23 protein-coding genes are annotated in these 20,001 nt (G+C 62.9%); 19 read left to right on the top strand and 4 right to left on the bottom strand.

Going from position 1 to position 20,001, the window contains the following annotated elements:
- The first annotated feature begins 207 nt into the window (after positions 1–207).
- The 15 genes from oscA to QOS90_RS01880 all read left to right on the top strand — a co-directional run bounded on the left by oscA (position 208) and on the right by QOS90_RS01880 (position 12,569).
- Positions 208–390, top strand: coding sequence for a sulfur starvation response protein OscA (gene oscA, locus QOS90_RS01810; protein WP_003258557.1), 183 nt, complete (start codon positions 208–210; stop codon positions 388–390).
- 48 nt (positions 391–438) lie between these two features.
- Entirely contained in the window at positions 439–1,446 is a 1,008-nt protein-coding gene (locus QOS90_RS01815; RefSeq protein WP_033702118.1) for a sulfate ABC transporter substrate-binding protein, read from the top strand.
- A gap of 186 nt (positions 1,447–1,632) precedes the next feature.
- Positions 1,633–2,451 (top strand): sulfate ABC transporter permease subunit CysT, encoded by an 819-nt coding sequence (gene cysT / locus QOS90_RS01820; RefSeq protein ID WP_012274724.1) that lies wholly within the window; start codon positions 1,633–1,635, stop codon positions 2,449–2,451.
- 12 nt (positions 2,452–2,463) lie between these two features.
- The gene (gene cysW / locus QOS90_RS01825; RefSeq protein WP_027592263.1) at positions 2,464–3,336 is read left to right on the top strand and encodes a sulfate ABC transporter permease subunit CysW; all 873 of its coding nucleotides are present in this window, start codon (positions 2,464–2,466) and stop codon (positions 3,334–3,336) included.
- 3 nt (positions 3,337–3,339) lie between these two features.
- Complete coding sequence (locus tag QOS90_RS01830; protein WP_027592264.1) at positions 3,340–4,329, top strand: sulfate/molybdate ABC transporter ATP-binding protein; 990 nt, start codon at positions 3,340–3,342, stop codon at positions 4,327–4,329.
- 370 nt (positions 4,330–4,699) lie between these two features.
- Positions 4,700–5,500 carry an energy transducer TonB gene (locus QOS90_RS01835; RefSeq protein WP_085272207.1) on the top strand — a complete coding sequence of 267 codons (801 nt, stop codon included), beginning with the start codon at positions 4,700–4,702 and terminating at the stop codon, positions 5,498–5,500.
- Between the two features lie 40 nt (positions 5,501–5,540).
- On the top strand, positions 5,541–6,263 hold the full coding sequence (locus QOS90_RS01840) for a MotA/TolQ/ExbB proton channel family protein (protein WP_085272208.1): 723 nt from the start codon (positions 5,541–5,543) through the stop codon (positions 6,261–6,263).
- 1 nt (position 6,264) lies between these two features.
- Complete coding sequence (locus QOS90_RS01845) at positions 6,265–6,666, top strand: ExbD/TolR family protein (RefSeq protein WP_027592267.1); 402 nt, start codon at positions 6,265–6,267, stop codon at positions 6,664–6,666.
- Positions 6,667–7,021: 355 nt separating this feature from the next.
- A complete protein-coding gene (locus tag QOS90_RS01850) occupies positions 7,022–7,603 on the top strand; it encodes an alpha/beta hydrolase (RefSeq protein ID WP_027592268.1) in 582 nt (193 codons plus the stop codon).
- A 62-nt stretch (positions 7,604–7,665) separates the two neighbouring features.
- The gene (locus QOS90_RS01855) at positions 7,666–8,496 is read left to right on the top strand and encodes a sigma 54-interacting transcriptional regulator (protein ID WP_085272209.1); all 831 of its coding nucleotides are present in this window, start codon (positions 7,666–7,668) and stop codon (positions 8,494–8,496) included.
- A 176-nt stretch (positions 8,497–8,672) separates the two neighbouring features.
- Complete coding sequence (locus QOS90_RS01860) at positions 8,673–9,458, top strand: MetQ/NlpA family ABC transporter substrate-binding protein (protein ID WP_027592270.1); 786 nt, start codon at positions 8,673–8,675, stop codon at positions 9,456–9,458.
- A gap of 166 nt (positions 9,459–9,624) precedes the next feature.
- Complete coding sequence (locus QOS90_RS01865; protein ID WP_027592271.1) at positions 9,625–10,290, top strand: amino acid ABC transporter permease; 666 nt, start codon at positions 9,625–9,627, stop codon at positions 10,288–10,290.
- A complete protein-coding gene (locus QOS90_RS01870) occupies positions 10,271–10,930 on the top strand; it encodes an amino acid ABC transporter permease (protein ID WP_085272210.1) in 660 nt (219 codons plus the stop codon). Before QOS90_RS01865 ends, QOS90_RS01870 begins: the two co-directional genes overlap by 20 nt.
- The gene (locus QOS90_RS01875; protein ID WP_027592273.1) at positions 10,927–11,700 is read left to right on the top strand and encodes an amino acid ABC transporter ATP-binding protein; all 774 of its coding nucleotides are present in this window, start codon (positions 10,927–10,929) and stop codon (positions 11,698–11,700) included. The genes QOS90_RS01870 and QOS90_RS01875 overlap by 4 nt, the downstream gene beginning before the upstream one ends.
- Positions 11,697–12,569 (top strand): transporter substrate-binding domain-containing protein, encoded by an 873-nt coding sequence (locus QOS90_RS01880; protein ID WP_027592274.1) that lies wholly within the window; start codon positions 11,697–11,699, stop codon positions 12,567–12,569. Before QOS90_RS01875 ends, QOS90_RS01880 begins: the two co-directional genes overlap by 4 nt.
- Positions 12,570–12,708: 139 nt before the next feature.
- Here QOS90_RS01880 and QOS90_RS01885 read toward each other — a convergent pair whose 3' ends face one another.
- A complete protein-coding gene (locus tag QOS90_RS01885) occupies positions 12,709–15,072 on the bottom strand; it encodes a penicillin acylase family protein (protein WP_085272211.1) in 2,364 nt (787 codons plus the stop codon).
- An 86-nt stretch (positions 15,073–15,158) separates the two neighbouring features.
- Here QOS90_RS01885 and QOS90_RS01890 point away from each other — a divergent pair, with 86 nt between their 5' ends.
- Positions 15,159–15,725: a sugar O-acetyltransferase gene (locus tag QOS90_RS01890; protein ID WP_027592276.1), complete on the top strand. Its 567-nt coding sequence runs from the start codon at positions 15,159–15,161 to the stop codon at positions 15,723–15,725.
- Here the strand turns inward: QOS90_RS01890 and QOS90_RS01895 are convergent.
- Complete coding sequence (locus QOS90_RS01895) at positions 15,704–16,273, bottom strand: DUF6436 domain-containing protein (RefSeq protein ID WP_085272212.1); 570 nt, start codon at positions 16,271–16,273, stop codon at positions 15,704–15,706. The two genes, QOS90_RS01890 and QOS90_RS01895, sit on opposite strands and share 22 nt — an antisense overlap.
- 143 nt (positions 16,274–16,416) lie before the next feature.
- On the opposite strand from QOS90_RS01895, the gene bipL reads away from it, so the two are divergent.
- The gene (gene bipL / locus QOS90_RS01900) at positions 16,417–17,343 is read left to right on the top strand and encodes a phospholipase BipL (protein WP_027592278.1); all 927 of its coding nucleotides are present in this window, start codon (positions 16,417–16,419) and stop codon (positions 17,341–17,343) included.
- Here the strand turns inward: bipL and QOS90_RS01905 are convergent, their stop codons facing one another.
- A complete protein-coding gene (locus QOS90_RS01905; protein ID WP_027592279.1) occupies positions 17,344–18,096 on the bottom strand; it encodes a DUF2059 domain-containing protein in 753 nt (250 codons plus the stop codon).
- A gap of 113 nt (positions 18,097–18,209) precedes the next feature.
- Between QOS90_RS01905 and QOS90_RS01910 the strand changes: the two genes are divergently transcribed.
- Together QOS90_RS01910 and QOS90_RS01915 are read left to right on the top strand one after the other, a co-directional pair.
- A complete protein-coding gene (locus QOS90_RS01910) occupies positions 18,210–18,842 on the top strand; it encodes a 2OG-Fe(II) oxygenase (protein WP_027592280.1) in 633 nt (210 codons plus the stop codon).
- Positions 18,829–19,326: a 2-thiouracil desulfurase family protein gene (locus QOS90_RS01915; RefSeq protein ID WP_085272213.1), complete on the top strand. Its 498-nt coding sequence runs from the start codon at positions 18,829–18,831 to the stop codon at positions 19,324–19,326. The genes QOS90_RS01910 and QOS90_RS01915 overlap by 14 nt, the downstream gene beginning before the upstream one ends.
- 99 nt (positions 19,327–19,425) lie before the next feature.
- Here QOS90_RS01915 and QOS90_RS01920 read toward each other — a convergent pair whose 3' ends face one another.
- Entirely contained in the window at positions 19,426–19,902 is a 477-nt protein-coding gene (locus tag QOS90_RS01920; RefSeq protein ID WP_027592282.1) for a transporter substrate-binding domain-containing protein, read from the bottom strand.
- Positions 19,903–20,001 lie beyond the last annotated feature (99 nt).

The raw sequence follows: 20,001 nt of genomic DNA on the forward strand, positions 1-20,001 counted from the left end.
ACCCGCGAATGCGATGGTGGATTCACCGCCGCATTCGCGGGTAAACCCGCTCCCACGGGGTCGGCGTGATGGCTTTGCAAAATGGTTATATAAACATTCTTAAACAGTATTTTTAAGAATATCCCCGCCTCACTACTATTGCCCTCAAGCCAGGCGCAAATCCCCTTCAAACCTCTGCCCGGCACCCTCACTCCAAGGAGAACGAGCATGAGTGCATCTCTGCGTAGCATCGACGGTCAGGACGAAGCCACCATTCTGCGTGAGATCCAGAGCGCCCTGCGCGATCTGCGTTTCGGTGCGGTGGAGATTACCGTGCACAACGCTCAGGTCGTCCAGATCGAGCGCAAGGAGAAGTTCCGCCTGCAACAGCCCGGCAACAAGACCGGCTGATCGCGCCACACCTCTAAAACTAGAAAAATGCCAATCGGGAGCTTCACCATGTCCATCCGCCGTTATGCGCTCGCCGCCCTGGCCAGTGCTGTTTTTGCCGGTTCCGCAATCGCCAAGGACTACGAACTGCTGAACGTGTCCTATGACCCGACCCGTGAGTTGTACCAACAGTACAACGCCGAATTCATCAAGCACTGGCAGCAGTCCCACCCGGACGACAAGGTGAAGATCCAGCAATCCCACGGTGGCTCGGGCAAACAGGGCCGCGCTGTAATCGATGGCCTGCGCGCCGACGTGGTGACCCTGGCCCTGGCCGGCGACATCGACGAAATCGCCAAGCTTGGCAAGACCCTGCCGGACAACTGGCAGACCCGCCTGCCGGACGCCAGCACCCCGTACACGTCGACCATCGTGTTCCTGGTGCGCAAGGGCAACCCGAAAGGCATCAAAGACTGGGGCGACCTGATCAAGAAAGACGTCTCGGTCATCACTCCGAACCCGAAAACCTCTGGCGGCGCCCGGTGGAACTTCCTCGCCGCCTGGGCTTATGGCCTGAAGACCGGCGGTAGCGAAGACAAGGCCAAGGCTTACGTGCAAGAGCTGTTCAAGCACGTGCCGGTGCTCGATACCGGCGCCCGTGGCTCGACCATCACCTTCGTCAACAACGGCCAGGGCGACGTCCTGCTGGCCTGGGAAAACGAAGCCTTCCTGGCGCTGAAGGAAGACGGTGGCGCCGACAAGTTCGAAATCGTCGTGCCGTCGCTGTCGATCCTGGCCGAGCCACCGGTGGCCGTGGTCGACAAGAACGCTGAGAAGAAGGGCAATACTGCGATTGCCACCGAATACCTCAAGCACTTGTACAGCCCGGCTGGGCAGAAGATCGCCGCCGAGAACTTCTACCGCCCACGTGACGAGAAGGTCGCTGCCGAATTCGGCAAGCAATTCCCGAAACTGGACCTGGTCACCATCGACAAGGACTTCGGTGGCTGGAAGACTGCACAACCCAAATTCTTCAATGATGGCGGTGTGTTCGACCAGATCTATCAGGCACAGTAAGCGGTTATGGAAAAACGGGGCCGCTGTGCGGCCCATTCGCGGCACAAGGCCGCTCCCACAAGGAACCGCGCTCCCCTGTGGGGGCGGCCTTGTGCCGCGAATGGGCTGCACAGCAGCCCCAAGATTCAGAAGCCTGCACTGGCCCGGGATTAATTCCGGGCTTCGTGCGTTCAACCAGGGATACTTATGTCACGTCGTATTTCCCCCGTCATACCCGGCTTCGGGCTGACGCTGGGTTACACCTTGGTGTACCTCAGCCTGATTGTGCTGATTCCGCTGGCGGCCATGTTCATCCATGCCTCGCAGCTGACCTGGGAGCAGTTCTGGAACATCATCAGCGCGCCGCGGGTCATCGCCGCGCTCAAGCTGAGTTTCGGCACCGCCCTGTTCGCCGCCATCATCAACGGTGTGATCGGTACGCTGCTGGCCTGGGTACTGGTGCGCTACACCTTCCCCGGGCGCAAGATCATCGACGCGATGATCGACCTGCCGTTCGCCCTGCCTACCGCCGTGGCCGGTATCGCCCTGACGGCCCTATACGCCCCGGCGGGCTGGGTTGGCCAGTTCGCCACCGACCTGGGCTTCAAGATCGCCTACACACCGCTTGGCATCACCTTGGCGCTGACCTTCGTGACCCTGCCGTTCGTGGTGCGCACGGTGCAGCCGGTGTTGGCCGACATCCCGCGTGAAGTCGAAGAAGCCGCCGCCTGCCTGGGCGCAAAACCGCTGCAGGTGTTCCGCCACATCCTGGCTCCGGCACTGCTGCCTGCCTGGCTGACCGGCTTTGCCCTGGCCTTCGCCCGTGGGGTGGGTGAGTATGGTTCGGTGATCTTCATTGCCGGCAACATGCCGATGAAGACCGAGATTCTGCCGCTGCTGATCATGGTCAAGCTCGACCAATACGACTACACCGGCGCGACTGCCATCGGCGTGCTGATGCTGGTGGTTTCCTTCATCCTGCTGCTGCTGATCAACTTGCTGCAGCGCCGCATCGAAACCCCTTGAAGGAGGCCGGCTATGTCTAGTTCATCCCTGAGCGCTACCGCCGCCGCCAATGCCGCCCGCCGTGGCAGCGCCACCTCGCGGCGCATCCTGATCGGCCTTGGCTGGTTGGTGTTCGCGCTGTTCTTGCTGCTGCCGCTGGTGATCGTGGTATCGCAGGCGCTGAAAAACGGTTTCGGCACTTTCTTCGAGGCGATCTTCGAGCCCGACGCCTTGTCGGCGCTCAAGCTCACCCTGTTTGCCGTGGCCATCTCGGTGCCGCTGAACCTGGTGTTTGGCGTCAGCGCGGCGTGGTGCGTGAGCAAGTACACCTTCCGTGGCAAGAGCGTGCTGGTGACCCTGATCGACCTGCCGTTCTCGGTCTCGCCGGTGATCGCGGGCCTGGTCTACGTGCTGATGTTCGGCGCGCAGGGCCTGTTCGGCCCCTGGCTGCAGGACCATGACATCCAGATTGTGTTCGCGCTGCCGGGCATCGTTCTGGCGACGATCTTCGTTACCGTGCCATTCGTTGCCCGTGAACTGATCCCGCTGATGCAAGAGCAGGGCACCCAGGAAGAAGAGGCCGCGCGCCTGCTGGGCGCCAATGGCTGGCAGATGTTCTGGCATGTGACCCTGCCCAACATCAAATGGGGCCTGATCTACGGCGTGGTGCTGTGTACGGCGCGGGCGATGGGTGAGTTCGGCGCGGTGTCGGTGGTGTCCGGCCATATCCGCGGCGTTACCAACACCTTGCCGCTGCACGTGGAGATCCTCTACAACGAGTACAACCACGTCGCGGCCTTCAGCGTGGCCAGCCTGTTGCTGATCCTGGCGCTCTTCATCCTGCTGCTCAAGCAGTGGAGCGAGAACCGTATTAACCGCCTGCGCCATAGCGCTGCGGAGGAATAATTCATGTCGATCGAAGTTCGTAACGTCAGCAAGCGCTTCAACAGCTTCCAGGCCCTGGACAACATCAACCTGGATATCCACAGCGGTGAGCTGGTGGCCTTGCTCGGCCCGTCCGGCTGCGGCAAGACCACCCTGCTGCGCATCATTGCCGGCCTGGAAACACCGGATGACGGCAGCATCGTGTTCCATGGCGAGGATGTGTCTGGCCACGACGTGCGTGATCGCAACGTCGGCTTCGTGTTCCAGCACTACGCGTTGTTCCGCCACATGAGCGTGTTCGACAACGTCGCCTTCGGCCTGCGCATGAAGCCCAAGGGCGAGCGCCCGAGCGAAAGCAAAATTGCCGAAAAGGTGCATGAGCTGCTGAACATGGTCCAGCTCGACTGGCTCTCCGACCGCTACCCCGAGCAGCTTTCCGGTGGCCAGCGCCAGCGTATCGCCCTGGCCCGCGCCTTGGCGGTAGAGCCTAAGGTGCTGTTGCTCGACGAGCCGTTCGGTGCCCTGGATGCCAAGGTGCGTAAAGAGCTGCGCCGCTGGCTGGCGCGCCTGCACGAAGATATCAACCTGACGTCGGTGTTCGTCACCCATGACCAGGAAGAGGCCATGGAAGTCGCAGACCGCATCGTGGTGATGAACAAGGGTGTGATCGAGCAGATCGGCTCGCCGGGTGAAGTCTACGAGCAGCCGGCCAACGACTTCGTCTACCACTTCCTCGGCGACTCCAACCGCCTGGCCTTGAGCGAAGGCCACCACGTGCTGTTCCGCCCGCATGAAGTGTCGCTGTCGCGCCATGAAACCGAAGGCCACCATGCCGCCGAGGTGCGCGATATCCGCCCGCTGGGCGCGACCACCCGGGTGACCTTGAAGGTGGAAGGGCAGAGCGAGCTGATCGAGGCCGAAGTGGTCAAGGACCACGACAGCTTGACCGGCCTGGCACGCGGGGAGACGCTGTTCTTCAGGCCGAAGGTGTGGCAGAAGGTGGCGGATATCTAAGCTACCCCAGCGTATGGAACCCGGGCTCTGTCCCGGGTTTTTATTGCCGGGTGGATTGCTGGGGCTGCTTCGCACCCTTTCGCAGCACAATGCTGCACCGCGATTCCCTGTAGGAGCAGCCTTGTGCTGCGAATCGAGGGCGCAGCCCTCGCAGCAATCTCATGCCTTACGCGAATATTTTGCATGCCCACAAAGCATCGCGAATCGCCCTCCAGCCCACAGCCCGCGAAATCCGTGGCCTTCACACGATCGCTCAAAAACAATATTCAATTAAGTTCTAACTATAATTTTAAACATTACTTTAAGAGATAAGCCTCTGGCCCCGATGATTCAGCCACACACCTGAATCGAGACCCCAGGAGTTTGATCAATGGGTAATGTCCAGACGGCCGTCAGAGCCTACGACCAGCCATGGCGCCCGGCACCGGGCGACCTGGTCGAGCTTGGACGCACGCTTCGTCTTCCGCTTGGCCAGCAGCGCCTGCAACGCACGCCTGCCAGCGGCCTCAAGCGCCGCGACAAGCTGGCGTTGGCGCTGCTGGTACTGGCGCTGCACGGCGCCGCCGCCTACTGGGTCAGCCAGGCACCGACGCCTGAGCTGCCCGTAGTGCCGCCGCAGGTGCCACCCATGACCATCGAGTTCGCCGCCCCTGCGCCGCCCGTGGTCGAGCCGCCACCCCCGGCACCCGAGCCGCCGGTGGTCGAGCCACCGCCGCCGCCACCGGTAGTCGACGAGCTGGCCGCCAAGCCCAAACCGAAGCCAAAACCGATCCCTAAACCGGTGGTCAAGCAGGCGCCCAAGCCGCAGCCGAAACCGGTCGAGGCACCGCCACCGGCACCTGTTGCAGCCCCGGCACCGCCAGCCCCTGCGCCACCCGCGCCGGCGCCGGTGACACCGGCTTCAGCCAACGCCGCGTACCTCAAGAACCCGGCGCCAGAGTACCCGCAGATGGCCCAGCGCCGCGGCTGGGAAGGCACCGTGCTGTTGCGCGTCGAGGTGTTGCCCAGTGGCAAGCCGGGGCAGATCCAGGTGCAGAAGAGCAGTGGCCGCGATGCCTTGGACGCCGCTGCGCTGGCCGCCGTCAAGCGCTGGAGCTTCGTCCCCGCCAAGCAAGGCGACGTGGCCCAGACCGGGTGGGTCAGCGTGCCAATCGACTTCAAGCTTCGCTAACGCATTTCACAGAATCAGCAGAACATAGGAAGACATCATCATGAGCCTGTTGGCATCCCCCCTCGAATCCGTTGAAAGCGCAGTCATCTGGCTGCTGGTTGGTTTCTCTGTCGTCACCTGGGGCCTGGCCCTGGTCAAGGTCGTGCAGTTTGTGCGGCTGAAGAACCAGGACAAACGCTTCCACCAGCAATTCTGGGCAGCCTCCAGCCTGGACTCGGCCGCCGAAATCAGCCATGAGCTGCCTGGCCCAGCCGCCCGCGTTGCGCAGTCCGGTTATGCCGCTATTGCCGTCGGCGATACCACCCAGGCCAACGACCTGAGCCACGCCATCAACCACCAGGACCGCCTCGAACGCGCTCTGCGCCAGCAGATCGTCCGCGAGCGCCGTTCGCTGGAAACCGGCCTGGCGGTGGTCGCCAGTATCGGCAGTACCTCGCCCTTCATCGGCTTGTTTGGCACCGTGTGGGGCATCATGGAAGCGCTCAAGGGCATCAGTGCGGCAGGTTCCGCCAGCCTCGAGACCGTGGCCGGGCCGATCGGCGCGGCACTGGTGGCCACGGGGGTGGGTATCGCCGTCGCGGTGCCAGCGGTACTGGTTTACAACTACTTCCTGCGCCGCCTCAAGCTGACTGCAGCAGACCTGGACGACTTCGCCCATGACTTCTACAGCCTGGCGCAGAAGAGTGCCTTCCGGGTACTGGTGCACCCTACCGTGCACAAAGCCCAGGCCGGTTTCACCCAGCCGGTGAAGGAGGCGTCCTGATATGGCCTTTTCGACCCAGGACAGCGACGAAGTCCTCAGTGAAATCAACGTCACGCCGTTGGTGGACGTCATGCTGGTGCTGCTGGTGGTGTTCATCGTCACTGCGCCGCTGCTGACCAACGCCATCCCCATCAACCTGCCCAAGACCGAGGCGGTGGCACCGGTGGAGCAGAAAGACCCATTGGTGGTGAGCATCGACGGGGCCGGCAAGTTGTTCATCAACAAGGACGAGATCCAGCCGGACCTGCTGGAGACCAACCTCAAGGCGGCCAAGGCCAAGGACGCGGAAGTCCGTGTGCAGTTGCAGGCCGATGATGGCGTGAACTACGGCGAAGTGGCGCGGGCCATGGCGGCGATTGAACGTGCGGGGATCAGCAAACTGGCGGTGATAACCGCGCGCTGATTCGGCAATCCTCTTCAGGCAAGTGACTCTCTTTGAGAGCTTATGGGCCATATCTCTTGGCAGGGGTTGGCCCTTTTTTTTGGCCTGATGGATAGGTATTGGGCTACAAGGTGTTTGCCGGTGAATGTTTAGCGCCTGTTAGATCGAGCGCCGCCCGCGCGGCGCTCGATCTGCGCCCCACCGCCCCCCCAAGCCAGGCCCCCCGTGGCCATCTCCCATCCTCGCAACAATCGCTTCGCACCCCCCCCCAACAAAATTCATTTAGGTTATTAACAAATAGCTTCTTATTCCTTTACGAATATAACTCCCTCCCTATACTGGTCTCCAAGCACGCAAACTTACTGGAGGCGTCCCCATGCGCAATGAGTCGATTCGTTACCTGATTGTGCCGGGCTGGCAAGGATCGCCAGACAACCATTGGCAGAGTCACTGGCAGCGCACCCTGCCCAACAGCGCTCGGGTCGAGCAGCACGACTGGCTGACCCCGCAGCGGCGCGATTGGGTGCAGGCCCTGGAGCAGGCGATTGCCGCCGAACGCTCGCCGGTGATTCTCATCGCACACAGCCTGGGCTGCGTCACGGTCGCTCACTGGGCCGCCGAGGCCAGCCCGGCGTTGCTGCGTCAGGTACGTGGCGCATTGCTGGTGGCGCCGGCGGATGTCGAGCGGCCGACCTGCGCGCCGGCACTGCGCAACTTCGCGCCAATTCCGATGCAGGCGTTGCCGTTCCCAAGCCAGGTGGTCAGCTCCGACAACGACCCGGCGGTAAGCGTGCCGCGCGCGCTGCACCTGGCCCAGGCCTGGGGGGCCGAAGCGGGCTTGCTGACCAACGCCGGGCACATCAACGTCAAGTCCGGCCACGAGCGTTGGGAACAAGGCTTCGCCTACCTGTACCGCTTGCAGAGCCGGGTGGAGCAACGCGCACTGCGCCGCGCCTGATCGCCTACTGATTACCGTTTGCCTGACGCCCGGCCACCGAAGGCCTGGGGCGGGAGTTTTTCATGACTTTTCAAAACCCGTTTGGCCAGCCGCTGCTGACCTTTCCCGAGCTGGACAAGAGCCCACTGAGCATTCGTGCCAAGGCCCTGGTGTTCATCGACCCGCGCTCGCAACAGCTGCGCGAAGACCTCGAACGCCTGGCGCCGCAGCCCTTGCCGGTGTTGATTCGTGGCGAAACCGGCACCGGCAAGGAGTTGCTGGCACGGCAGATTCACCGCGCCAGTGACCGCGCCGGGCTGTTCGTCTCGGTCAACTGCGCGGCCATCAGCCCGACCTACGCCGACGCCGAGTTGTTCGGCTACAGCGCCGGCACCCACGGCGGCACCGCCAGCAGCCGCGCCGGCTGGTTCGGCTCGGCCAACGGCGGCACGCTGTACCTGGACGAAATTGCCGACTTGCCGCTGGAGATTCAGGGCAAGCTGCTGGCCGCGCTGGAAAACCGTGAAGTGACACGCGTCGGCGCGCAGCAGCCCCAGCCTGTGGATGTGCGCCTGGTGGCGGCGACCAGCATCGACCTGGCGCGGGTGGTGAAAGCCGGCAGGTTCAATGAGCGCTTGTACCAGTACCTGCGTGAGGGCGCGCTGGAGCTGCCGCCGTTGCGCGAGCGACGTGGCGATATCCTGCCGCTGGCCGAGTACTTCGTGGGTATCTACACCGCCCGCCTGCAGCGCTCGGTGCCGCTGATCAGCGACGCCGCCCAGCAGGTGCTGGAAGCCCATGCCTGGCCCGGCAACACCCGCGAGCTGGAGAACGTCATCCACTTCGCCTTGCTGGTGAATGACAGCGAAGAGATCCAGCCGGAAGACCTCGACCTGGCCAACCCTGCGCGCTAGACAGCGCTCATAAGCAAAGGCGGTGATGGCAGTTTGTTTTTGGAATAAGCAGCGAATTAAAAGATATTGTTGCGGCATAAGAAATCTCGGTATTGTCCGCTTCACGCTCACCCGACACGGGGCAGGGCACACGACTTCGCCATCGCCGATGGCCCAGATTCAGAATAAGGACCACCATGAAGAAGACCCTGCTGACCACCGCCCTGGCCGCTGCCCTGTCGTTCGCCGGCCTGGCCAACGCCGCCGAGAAACTGGTGGTTGCCGCCACCCCGGTGCCGCATGCCGAGATCCTCGAGCTGATCAAGCCGACCCTCGCCAAAGAAGGTGTGGACCTGCAGATCAAGGTCTTCACCGACTACGTGCAGCCGAACGTGCAGGTTGACCAGAAACGCCTGGACGCCAACTACTTCCAGACCCTGCCGTACCTGCAAAACTTCAACGAAGGCAAGGGCACCCACCTGGAAACCGTGGTCGGTGTACACGTCGAACCGTTCGGTGGCTACTCGAAGAAGGTCAAGAACCTGAGCGATCTCAAAGAAGGCGCCACCGTTGCCATCCCTAACGAAGGCAGCAACAGCGGCCGCGCCCTGCTGCTGTTGCAGAAGGCTGGCCTGATCACCCTGAAAGACCCGAAAAACGCCCTGGCCACGCCGAAAGACATCGCCGAGAATCCGAAGAAACTGAAGTTCCGCGAGCTGGAATCGGCCATGCTGCCGCGTGTGCTGGATCAGGTTGACCTGGACATGATCAACACCAACTACGCCCTGGAAGCTGGCCTGAACCCGGCCAAGGACGCGCTGGTGATCGAAGGCGCCGACTCGCCGTACGTCAACTTCCTGGTTGCCCGCCCGGACAACAAGGACAGCGACGCTATCCAGAAACTGGCCAAAGCCCTGACCAGCCCGGAAGTGAAAGCGTTCATCGCCAAGAAATACAGCGGTGCCGTGCTGCCGGCGTTCTGATCCGTTCGTGGCCCCGCGCCTGAAAACGCCGACGCCATTGCGTCGGCGTTTTTGTTGGTGCGTTAGTCCGTACTATTGATATGCAATAAAGATATTTATTGAAAGTTTTTTATAGCTTTAAAGTCTAGTGATCGTGCTCCTCGCACCCCGCATGACTGTTCTACCCATGACCTTCGATATCCCCTTCATCCTCAGCACCCTGCCGGCGTTTCTCAACGCCGTGGGCGTGACCTTGCAGGTGGGCCTGATCGCCATCGCCACCTCCTTGCTGGTAGCCCTGGTCAACGCCACGCTACTGGTACTGCGTACGCCCTACCTGTCGCGCCTGGTCAAAGGCTACGTCGAGCTGGCGCGCAATACCCCGCTGTTGATCCAGCTGTTCTTCGTGTACTTCGCCTTGCCCAGCGTGGGCCTGAAGATCTCAGGCTTCACTGCAGCGATCATCACCATGACGTTCATGGGCGGCGCTTACCTGACCGAGGTGCTGCGTGCCGGTGTCGAAGCAGTGCCGCGCGCTCAACTGGAGTCCGGGCGCTCCATCGGTCTGTCCGAGGGCCAACTGCTGCGCCATGTGATCCTGCCTCAGGCCAGCATCCTCAGCCTGCCAGCGCTGTTCGCCAACTTCATTTTCCTGCTCAAGGAAACCACCGTCGTTTCGGCCGTGGCCGTTCCCGAGATCCTCTACACCACCAAGAACTACATCGCGCTGTACTACAAAACCTACGAAATGCTCGCTGTGCTGACCCTGCTTTGCGTGCTGCTGTTCCTGCCGCTGTCGTTGCTGCTGCGGTACCTGGAAAGGAGGCTGCAGCATGGCCAGTTCGGCGCCTGAACTGCTGTGGGTGTCGCTGCCGCAACTGGCCAGCGGCGCAGCACAGACCTTGGCCATTTCGGCGTTGGGCATGCTCTTCGCCACCTTGGGCGGCGTGCTGTATGGCGTGTTGGCCACCCTTGGCAACCGTGGCCTGAACATCGTTCTGCAGGTGTATCTGGAGCTGTTCCGTGCCATCCCCGTGCTGGTCTGGCTGTACCTGGTGTTTTTCGGCCTGCCGATCTTCTTTGGCGTGAGCATCCCCAGTTTCTGGTGCGCGGTGCTGGTGCTGGGCCTGTGGGGTGCCAGCGAAATCGGTGAGGTGGTGCGCGGCGCGTTACGTTCGCTGCCACGTGGCCAGCGTGAGGCCGGGCTGTCGATCGGCCTGTCCGGCTGGCAGCTGTATGGCTATGTGCTGCTGCCCCAGGCACTCAAGCGCATGACCCCGCCGACCATCAACCTCTACACGCGGATCATCAAGACCAGCTCGTTGGCGGTATTGATCGGTGTTGTCGAGGTGATCAAGGCAGGCCAGCAGATCATCGAGCGTACCTACGAGTCGGTGCTGATCTACGGCGCGTTGTTCCTGTTCTTCTTCATCATCTGTTATCCGCTGTCCGCCGCTTCGCGCGTGCTGGAACGCCGTTGGGCACACTCATGAGCGCATTGATCGAATTCCAGGGTTTCAACAAGTTTTTTGGTGAGCAGCAGGTGCTCAAGGACGTCGACCTCAAGGTGCAAGCCGGCGAGGTGCTGGTAGTGCTGGGGCCCAGCGGTTGCGGCAAGAGCACCTTGCTGCGCTGCTTGAATGGCCTGGAACAAGCCCACAGTGGCCACCTGCGCCTGGACGGCCAGGAGCTGCTCGCCCCACGCACCGACTGGCGCCAGGTGCGCCAGCGGGTAGGCATGGTGTTCCAGAGTTACCACCTGTTCGGCCACATGAGTGTGATCGACAACCTGTTGCTTGGCCCGCTCAAGGTGCAAAAGCGCGAGCGCGCCGAAGCCCAGGCCCAGGCCGAGGCGCTGCTGGCGCGGGTGGGGCTGTTGGACAAGCGCGATGCCTACCCGCGGCAGTTGTCCGGCGGCCAGCAGCAACGCATCGCGATCGTCCGGTCGCTGTGCATGAACCCCGAGGTGATGTTGTTCGATGAAGTCACGGCGGCCCTCGACCCGGAAATGGTCAAGGAGGTGCTGCAGGTGATCCAGGGCCTGGCCCGCGACGGCATGACCCTGCTCATCGTTACCCACGAAATGGCCTTCGCCCGCGCGGTGGCCGACCGCATCGTGTTCATGGAGGCCGGCAGGGTCCTTGAACAGAGCGAGCCCGAGAGCTTCTTCACCCGACCGCAGACCGCACGCGCGCAGCAGTTCCTGGAGAAATTCTCCTTTGTAGAAAGCCTGCCGAAGACACTGCACAAGGAACTGTCATGAAAACTGCCAACCTCACCAAACTGCTGGCGCCGCTGTTCGGCCTGGCCCTGCTGGCCGGCTGCAACAAGGCCGAAGAACCCACCAAACCCGCGGCGGCCTCGCCGGCCACCAGCTACCTGGAAACCATCAAGGCCCGCGACAAACTGATCGTCGGCGTATTCACCGACAAGCCACCCTTCGGTTTCGTCGATGAAAAGGGGCGCTATGTCGGCTTCGATACCGACATCGGTCGCCGCCTGGCCAAGGACCTGCTGGGCGACGAGAACAAAGTCGAGTTCGTTGCCGTGGAGCCGGCCAGCCGCATTCCGTTCCTGCAGAGTGACAAGGTCGACCTTATCCTGGCCAACATGACCGTAACGCCAGAGCGCAAGGAAGCGGTGGACTTCACCAACCCCAACCTGCGCGTCGCCGTGCAAGCCATCGTTGCTGACGGCAGCGCGGTGCAGAAACTCGACGACCTGGCCGACAAGACCATCATCGTTACCACTGGCACCACGGCCGATATCTGGCTGACCAAAACCCACCCGGACTGGAAGCTGCTCAAGTTCGAGAAAAACAGCGAGTCGCTGCAAGCCCTGGCCACTGGCCGCGGCGATGCCTATGCCCAGGACAACCTGATTCTGTTCAGCTGGGCCAAGCAGAACCCAGGCTACCGCGTGTTGCCTGAGCTGCTGGGCGACGAGGCACCGATTGCCCCGGCGGTGAAGAAGGGCAACACCGAGTTGCGCGACTGGGTGAATGCCGAGCTGGCCAAGCTGGGTGAAGAGAAGTTCCTGCTCAAGCTGTATGACCAGTATGTGCGCAAGGAACTGAGCGATGACACCAAGCCTGAGAGCGTGATTGTCGAAGGGGGCAAGTGGCAGGGTTGATCGTGTAACGAGGGCCGCTATGCGGCCCATTCGCGGCAAACCCGCCCCTGGTAGGAGCAGCCTTGTGCTGCGAAGAGGCCCGTGACTGCACCGAAATTTACAGTGTTTTCACCGGCCTCTTCGCAGCGCAAGGCTGCTCCTACTCTCCAGGAATCAGCCTGAGCGTACGCTGCGCCGGAATCACCCCCATCTGCGCCCGTTGGTACTGCCCTTCGATGTACCCCGCAGCCTGATCCGAATAGTGCTTATCAAACGGCACCCCGCTTTGCCCGACCGGGTTACTGGTCAAGGCCTGCCCGGCATCGGCGAAGTCGATCAGCCTGCGTGTAGAAGGGCCATATGTCACCGGCCAAGGTGCCGGTCCGATCTTCGCCGACAGGTTGTTGGGCACCTCATGCGTGCCAGGCGCCGCGAACGGGCCGACGTTGAACAGCAGGTTCAGCGGCTTCTTCACGCCAAGCGGATGGTTATGGGTCAGGGTATGGGCCTTGCCCCATTGCCAACTGGCCGGGTCGCTGCCCAGGGTGTCTCGCAGGTGCTTCACGCTTTTTTGCCAGGCGATGCGCACGATCGCAGTGCGGTCTGTGCGTTCGTTTGCTCCCCGCGTGCTCCACCATGGCGACTCGGCATCGGCGGCCAAACGAGGCAGCGCGGCATCGATGGCACGGGTGCTGATCAGCACCGGGAACCAGGTGTCGCCCAGTTCGTCATGCAGGGCCGCGAACGCCAGTTCATACAGGAACTGGTTGAACAGCGTGGCGCTGATCGAGTCCAGGGGGTAGTCACCGCTCCAGGCTGCCAGTTGTTCGACCAGCTCCTTTTCCTCGTCCCCCTCGGCCACTGAGCGCAGCGTCGCTAGCAGCGGTGCAAGGGTGCGTGGGCCATGGTCGCTGGCGGTGTCCAGCTGCAGGGCTTGGCTGTTCTGGGTATCCCACTTCACGTCAGGGTTGGCCAGGTGGCGGTCGAGCTGGCGGCCACGGTCCGGCAGGTTGTAGTAACCCGGCACCGGCACGGCCGAGGGCGGCTGGTAGTTGGCCGACACGATGTAGCCGCGGGCCGGGTTTTCTTGCTGCGGGTTGGCGCTGAAGGGGTAGAAACCGAGCTTGTCTGCCTGCGGGCTGGCGCCATCGAGAATGAACGTCGGGTTGACCCCCGCTGGGCGGATCGGCAATTGTGCCGCTGCCCACCAGCCGATATCGCCACGGGCATTGGCCCAGACGAAGTTCAGCCCAGGCGCCTGAACCTTGGCGGCCGCCTCGCGCATCTTGCCCAGCGTGTCGGCGCGGTTGAGCTGGTAAAACCCGTCGAGGATCGGGTTTTCGGTTTCCAGAAACGCCCACCACATGGCCACCGGCGTGGTCCCGGCGGTAGCGCCCAATACCTCGTTGACGATCGGGCCGTGGGGCGAGCGGCGCAGGCTGAGGGTGACGGGTGCCTCGCCTTTGACGGCGAGGGTTTGCTCGGTCTTTTCCAAGGTTTGCCAGGTACCGTCGATCATTATTTGGTCGGTATTTTCGGGGTTGGTCCGTTCTGCGATCAGGTCGACGTCATCGTTCTGGAACATCGTCAGGCTCCAGCCGAAGTCGCGGTTGTGGCCGAGCAGCGCGAAGGGGTTCAGCGCCTGGAAGTAGCCATACAAGTTGAACCCAGGGGCCGACAATTCGGCCTCGTACCACACTGCCGGTACCGCGAAGCTGATGTGTGGGTCACCGGCCAGCAGTGGCTTGCCGCTGCGGGTGCGGCTGCCGGCGACGGCCCAGGCGTTGCTGCCTTCGAATTGCGGGATACCCGCGTCGCCCAACGCGTCGTGGCTGAGCCGGGCAAGTGCCTCCAGGCTGCGCCAGTCGGCGGCCGCCAACGGCGCGGCCAGGGCGCCTTCGGGTTGCCAGTCGAGGTCGAAGATTTTCAGGTACTGCGGGCCGAGCTGGTCGCGAATATAGGTGAGCGCGGGCTCGGTGCGGAACGCGGCGGCGAAGCTGTAGGCCAGGTAACCGGCGATGCTCAGGGTGTCTTCGGCGGTGAACGGGCGGGGGGTGATGCCCAGCAGGTCGAACTCGATCGGCTTGGGATGGCTGGCCTGCCAGCTGTTGATGCCCTCCAGGTAGGCTTGCAGGGCCTGCCAGGCGGGTGATTGGCGGTCCTGCCGCTGCACCATCAGCGCCGCTTGGTCGCGAATACGCAAGCTGCGGAACAGGGTGTCGGTGGGCACGAGTTTTTCGCCCAGCACTTCGGCCAACTCACCGCGCGCCAGGCGGCGCATGATCTCCATCTGGAACAACCGGTCCTGGGCGTGCACATAGCCGAGGGCGCGGTACAGGTCCTGTTCGTTCTGTGCCTGCAGGTGCGGAACGCCGCGGCTGTCATAGCGCACGCTGACCGGCGCCTGCAGGCCGGCGATCGCCACTTCGCCTTCGCGTTGCGGCAGCTTGCCGTGCACGTACCCGTATCCGGCGCCAGCGGCCACGGCGATTACCACGGCCAACAGGGTCAGGCTGCGCTTCATCGAAACTCCTTGTGCATTCGAACGGAAACTGTGGTCCGATCATCGACGGATTCGCGCACAGAGCATAGCCCTCGAAAGGAGTTTCCATGTCCCTCAGCGAAAAACAGAAAATGCTCGCAGGCCAGCTCTACCATGCCGGCTGCCCCGAGCTGCAGGCCGAGCAAATTGCCAACAAGCACTGGATGCAGCGCTACAACAGCAGTTTCGAGCTGCTCAACGACGCACGTCACGGCCTGCTCGCCGAGCACTTCGGCCAGGCCGGCGAAGGCACGGTGATCCGCCCGCCGTTCTATTGCGACTATGGCTACAACATCAGCATTGGCCGCAACACCTTCATCAACTTCAACTGCGTGATCCTCGACGTGCTGCCGGTGCGCATCGGCGACGATTGCCAGATTGGCCCGGCGGTGCAGATCTACACCGCCGACCACCCACTCGACCCTGAGCTGCGGCGCACCGGGCTGGAAAGCGGCCGGCCGGTGAGTATTGGCAACAATGTGTGGATTGGTGGCGGGGCGATCATCCTGCCGGGGGTGACCCTTGGCGACAACGCGGTGGTCGGCGCGGGCAGTGTGGTCACCCGCGATGTGCCGGCGGGTGCGGTGGTGGTCGGTAACCCGGCGCGCGTGCGTCAGCCGGCCCAGGGGCAATAGCAACCCACCGCCAAGGTGTTGGAGGCCGTCACCTGGCGGTTGTCGATCAACGCCTTGAGGATCGGTTCGATGAAACTGTTGCTGGCGTTGCACACCGCCCCTTCGCTGTAAGGCCCGAAATAGGCGAGGTGGCCTTGTCGGTCCCAGATGGCCACGGCCGGAGAGGCGGGCAGGTGTTCGCTGCCGGGCAGGCTGGCAAGGGGCTTGAGGGCGCTGAGGTTCGCGGGCAACTGGCCGCGGCTGCCGGGTTTTTGCAGCACATGAAAGCTGACGCCGTCGCCTGCGAAGTGGCTGACCAGGTCGGCCAGGTGCTGCTGGTTGCCGACATTGCACGGGCAGGCCGGGTCCCAGAAGTGCACCACACGGATCCGGCCGGGGCCGGCCAGTTCTGCGGGCAGGCGCAGTTGGCTGCCGTCGAACAGGGTGGCCTGGTTGTCGAACGGGCGCAGGTAGCGGGACTGGAAGGTGGTGTAGGCCTGCCAGAGAATGCCAACGCCAACCAGTAGGGCGATTGCCGTGCGCGATTTTTTGATGATTCGGCTATTCATGAGGAGTCATTGGCCCTTTCGCGACACAAGGCCGCTCCCACAATTTGATAGGTGTTGGTTGTTCGAGGGTGAGCAAGCTTGCCACGACGCCAGCTAGAGCTGAATATCACAGATCAATACTCGCTTCGCTCTGGATGTACCCGATGCCCGCCGCTTTGCTCCCCGACCTTCTGCGTGCCAGCCTCGCGCCCTTGACCGATCGCCAGCCGTTGTCGGCACAGGGGCGCGATTACCAGCATTTTTATGGCCTGGACCTGCCCGTGCACAGTTGGCTGGGTGGTTTTCAAGCGGCCGGGTTCGAGTTGGTCGGGCAAGTCTGGCTGCCGCCGCAGCCGGTGGCCACGGTGTTCCTGCTGCATGGCTATTACGACCACATGGGCCTTTACCGGCATGTGATCGAGTGGGCACTGGGCCAGGGTTATGCAGTGATCAGCTGTGACCTGCCCGGCCATGGCCTTTCCAGCGGTGAGCGGGCCAGCATCAGCGACTTTTCGCTGTATCAGCAGGTGCTCGATGCACTCTTCGAGCAAGCGCGCAGGCTGGGCCTGCCGCGGCCTTGGCATTTGTGCGGGCAAAGCACGGGAGGCGCCATTGTGGTCGACCACCTGTTGCACCGGGGCGAGCAAAGCCCGGCCGATGGGCAGGTGATCCTGCTCGCGCCGCTGGTACGGCCCTGCTCCTGGCGTTGGTCGAAGCTCAGCTATTGCGTGCTGCGCCATTTCGTAAACGGCATCGAACGGCGCTTCAGTGAAAACACCAACGACCCGGCCTTCCTAGCGTTTCTGGAGGCCGACCCCCTGCAACCGCGTCGTTTACCCACGGCCTGGGTCGGCGCGCTGATCGCCTGGGTCAAGCGCATAGAAGCCGCGCCACGCAGCACACGGCGGCCCTTGATCGTGCAAGGTGAGGCGGACGGCACGGTGGACTGGCCCTACAACCTCGAGGTGCTCAAGGCCAAGTTCACTGAGCCGCAAATACTCATGCTGCCCGAGGCGCGGCACCACCTGGCCAATGAACTGCCCGGCATTCGCCAGCGCTACTTCACCTTCATCGACCAGCGCCTGGGCTGATCACTTGAGGTCGGCAGCACTCTGGCCGACCGCCAGGCCGGCGCGCACGGCAGCCAGTGCCGCCTGGTAATACGCCTTGCCCTCAGGTGATTCGGCGAAGTTGGCGAATTGTTCCAGCTCGGCGTCGGACAAGTCGCGGTACACGTACAGCAGCGTATTGTTGAGGTCCTCACCGATCTGGCCCATCAGGCGTTGGCGCTGGCCATCGAGCAGGCTCTGGGCCTGGCCGCCGCCAAACAGGCCGGGGATCATCGAACTGAGGCTGTCGGCGGCGACGCCGGCAATCGCCAGGCTGACCTCTGCACCGGCCTCGCGGGCGGGCAACGCCTGGGCCAAGTGGCCGATAAGCAACAGGCGGTCGTCACTGGCCTGGACTTTCGGCAGGCCTTTGGCGTTTTTGGCCAACTGGTCCTTGCGCGTGGCTTGCAGTTCGGCAGCCACCACCTTGCGGCCCAGCGGCGACTGGAAGAAGGCCAGCGCTGGCGCAGGGTTGCTCAGGGTTGCGCGCAGTTTCGCCTGGGCACGACGGTCCACGGCCTGGGCCTGGAAGCGCTGATTGCTGTTGTTGACCAGCGCTTGGTAGACGGCAGGCGGCAGGCTATTGCGATAGCGTTCCTGGGCGGCGCTCAGGGCATCGTTGAAGTGGGCGCGCTGGTCGGGCCAGCCGGCGGCCTTGTACAGTTGATCCAGGCTGTCTGCCCAGACAGGCATGGTGCAGATCATCAGCAGAATCAGGGAAAACAGACGGCGCATTCAGGACTCCTGTCGGCAGGCTGCCATTGTCCTTGGCCCAGCGTCGGTTTGTCGAGATATCAGCGCGCTTCTCGGCCAAGTGGCGCTGTGCGAGTGCAAGGCTAATGGATATGATGCGCGCCATGCACATCTCCCCTGAACACCCGATGCTTGCGGCCGTCGTTGACGATCTGGCCACCCATGGCTGGTCCCAGCAGGCGCTCTTTTTGCCTGGCGACCTGGTGCGCGCGCTGGCGGCCGAGTGCCGGCGCCGTGACGCCGAAGGCGAGCTCAACCCGGCAGGGGTTGGACGCGGGGCTTCACAGGAGATCCGCGAGGCGATCCGCGGTGATCAGATCCAGTGGATCGACCCCGGCCAGGCCGCTGCCTGCGACCAGTACCTGGCGGCCATGGACCAGCTGCGCCTAGCCATCAACCAGGGGCTGTTCCTGGGCCTTGAAGATTTCGAATGCCATTTTGCCCTGTACCCGCCGGGCGCGTTCTATCGCCGCCATTTGGACCGCTTTCGTGACGATGACCGGCGCATGGTCTCGGCAGTGCTCTATTTGAACGAAGACTGGCAGCCACAGGATGGCGGCCAGCTGCGCATGTTCCTGGCGCAGGGTGTCGAGCACGATGTGCAGCCCGTGGCCGGATGCCTGGTGGTGTTCCTGTCGGGCGATGTGCCCCATGAGGTATTGCCGGCCGGGCGTGAGCGCCTGTCGTTGACTGGCTGGTTCCGGCGCCGTGGCAATGACCTGTTCTGACTTGCCCAAGGTGCTGGTCAGCGCGTGCCTGCTGGGGCAGCCGGTGCGCTATGACGGCCGCGCCAGTGGCCATCCGGGTGTGTTGCAAGCCTGGCAGGCGGCAGGGCGAGTAGTGCCCTTGTGCCCGGAAGTGGCCGGTGGCTTGCCTACACCGCGACCGCCTGCGGAGATACCAGGCGGGCAGGGCAGCGCGGTGCTCGATGGCCAGGCACAGGTGCTGACGGTGACGGGTGAGGACGTCAGCGACGCGTTTCTGGCCGGTGCTCAGCTGGCGTTGGCGCTGGTGCGCCGGCACGGAATTCGCGTCGCGGTGCTCAAGTCTGGCAGCCCTTCGTGTGGTAATCGCCTGACCTACGATGGCACCTTCAGCGGGGTGAAGGTGCCGGGGGAGGGCGTGACCACGGCGCTGCTGCGTCGGGAAGGGGTGCTGGTATTCAGCGAGCTTGAGCTGGATGAAGCACAACAAGCGTTGGCGAACCTGTAGGAGCAGCCTTGCGCTGCGAAGAGGCCGCACCTGCAACACCCGTTCCTGCCTTGCCGGCCCTTTCGCAGCGCAAGGCTGCTCCTACAAAGAGCCGGTCATTCACTGGCCTGCAGCCGTCTCCTGGGTACCCTTGAACCACTTCTGCTCCAGCTCTGCCATGCGCCCATCGTCCTTGATCCGTTGCAGGGCGTTGTTCACCGCGCTCTCGAACGCCGGGTTGTCTTTCTGGAACGGAATGACCTGTTTCTTCTCACCATAAGGCTGGCTCACGTCCAGCTGTTTACTGGTGTTCTGTTCATTCAAGGTAATGTCGTACTTGCCACTCTCCACGCCCGGCAGCACTTCTTCAGCTGGCGTTTCAATGAATTCAGCCCGCAGGTCCAGTTCCTTGGCCAGGATTTGCCCGAACTCGATCTCGAAACCCGTGAGGTGGTCGTTTTCCTTGAATACATAGGGCGGTGTATCGGACTGCACGGCAATGCGCAGTTCGCCGCGGTCGTTGATTTCGTCTATCAGCTCGGCTTGGGCCAATGGACTGATCAGTACTGCAAGCAGTACGCCTAGGGTCGAACGCATGAATGCCCCTTTTTTATTCGGCAGATGAATTTCATTCGCCACGGCTTTCTTCCTCGTCGTGGTCGAGCGCAGCCTATGACCTTGAAGCCTTGGCGAGGT

Origin of the sequence: Pseudomonas sp. LAIL14HWK12:I10 (assembly GCF_900184205.1) — a bacterium.
GTDB classification, from domain to species: domain Bacteria; phylum Pseudomonadota; class Gammaproteobacteria; order Pseudomonadales; family Pseudomonadaceae; genus Aquipseudomonas; species Aquipseudomonas kermanshahensis.

Bases quoted from the DNA above. Each gene is read 5' to 3' on its own strand.
- QOS90_RS01815 (WP_033702118.1), top strand. From the start codon at position 439: ATGTCCATCCGCCGTTATGCGCTCGCCGCCCTGGCCAGTGCTGTTTTT.
- QOS90_RS01870 (WP_085272210.1), top strand. From the start codon at position 10,271: ATGGCCAGTTCGGCGCCTGAACTGCTGTGGGTGTCGCTGCCGCAACTG.
- bipL (WP_027592278.1), top strand. From the start codon at position 16,417: ATGCCCGCCGCTTTGCTCCCCGACCTTCTGCGTGCCAGCCTCGCGCCC.
- QOS90_RS01835 (WP_085272207.1), top strand. From the start codon at position 4,700: ATGGGTAATGTCCAGACGGCCGTCAGAGCCTACGACCAGCCATGGCGC.
- oscA (WP_003258557.1), top strand. From the start codon at position 208: ATGAGTGCATCTCTGCGTAGCATCGACGGTCAGGACGAAGCCACCATT.
- QOS90_RS01840 (WP_085272208.1), top strand. From the start codon at position 5,541: ATGAGCCTGTTGGCATCCCCCCTCGAATCCGTTGAAAGCGCAGTCATC.
- QOS90_RS01905 (WP_027592279.1), bottom strand. From the start codon at position 18,096: ATGCGCCGTCTGTTTTCCCTGATTCTGCTGATGATCTGCACCATGCCT.
- QOS90_RS01875 (WP_027592273.1), top strand. From the start codon at position 10,927: ATGAGCGCATTGATCGAATTCCAGGGTTTCAACAAGTTTTTTGGTGAG.
- QOS90_RS01915 (WP_085272213.1), top strand. From the start codon at position 18,829: ATGACCTGTTCTGACTTGCCCAAGGTGCTGGTCAGCGCGTGCCTGCTG.
- QOS90_RS01855 (WP_085272209.1), top strand. From the start codon at position 7,666: ATGACTTTTCAAAACCCGTTTGGCCAGCCGCTGCTGACCTTTCCCGAG.
- QOS90_RS01895 (WP_085272212.1), bottom strand. From the start codon at position 16,273: ATGAATAGCCGAATCATCAAAAAATCGCGCACGGCAATCGCCCTACTG.
- QOS90_RS01850 (WP_027592268.1), top strand. From the start codon at position 7,022: ATGCGCAATGAGTCGATTCGTTACCTGATTGTGCCGGGCTGGCAAGGA.
- QOS90_RS01885 (WP_085272211.1), bottom strand. From the start codon at position 15,072: ATGAAGCGCAGCCTGACCCTGTTGGCCGTGGTAATCGCCGTGGCCGCT.
- QOS90_RS01845 (WP_027592267.1), top strand. From the start codon at position 6,265: ATGGCCTTTTCGACCCAGGACAGCGACGAAGTCCTCAGTGAAATCAAC.
- cysW (WP_027592263.1), top strand. From the start codon at position 2,464: ATGTCTAGTTCATCCCTGAGCGCTACCGCCGCCGCCAATGCCGCCCGC.
- QOS90_RS01910 (WP_027592280.1), top strand. From the start codon at position 18,210: ATGCGCGCCATGCACATCTCCCCTGAACACCCGATGCTTGCGGCCGTC.
- QOS90_RS01920 (WP_027592282.1), bottom strand. From the start codon at position 19,902: ATGCGTTCGACCCTAGGCGTACTGCTTGCAGTACTGATCAGTCCATTG.
- QOS90_RS01880 (WP_027592274.1), top strand. From the start codon at position 11,697: ATGAAAACTGCCAACCTCACCAAACTGCTGGCGCCGCTGTTCGGCCTG.
- cysT (WP_012274724.1), top strand. From the start codon at position 1,633: ATGTCACGTCGTATTTCCCCCGTCATACCCGGCTTCGGGCTGACGCTG.
- QOS90_RS01865 (WP_027592271.1), top strand. From the start codon at position 9,625: ATGACCTTCGATATCCCCTTCATCCTCAGCACCCTGCCGGCGTTTCTC.
- QOS90_RS01890 (WP_027592276.1), top strand. From the start codon at position 15,159: ATGTCCCTCAGCGAAAAACAGAAAATGCTCGCAGGCCAGCTCTACCAT.
- QOS90_RS01830 (WP_027592264.1), top strand. From the start codon at position 3,340: ATGTCGATCGAAGTTCGTAACGTCAGCAAGCGCTTCAACAGCTTCCAG.
- QOS90_RS01860 (WP_027592270.1), top strand. From the start codon at position 8,673: ATGAAGAAGACCCTGCTGACCACCGCCCTGGCCGCTGCCCTGTCGTTC.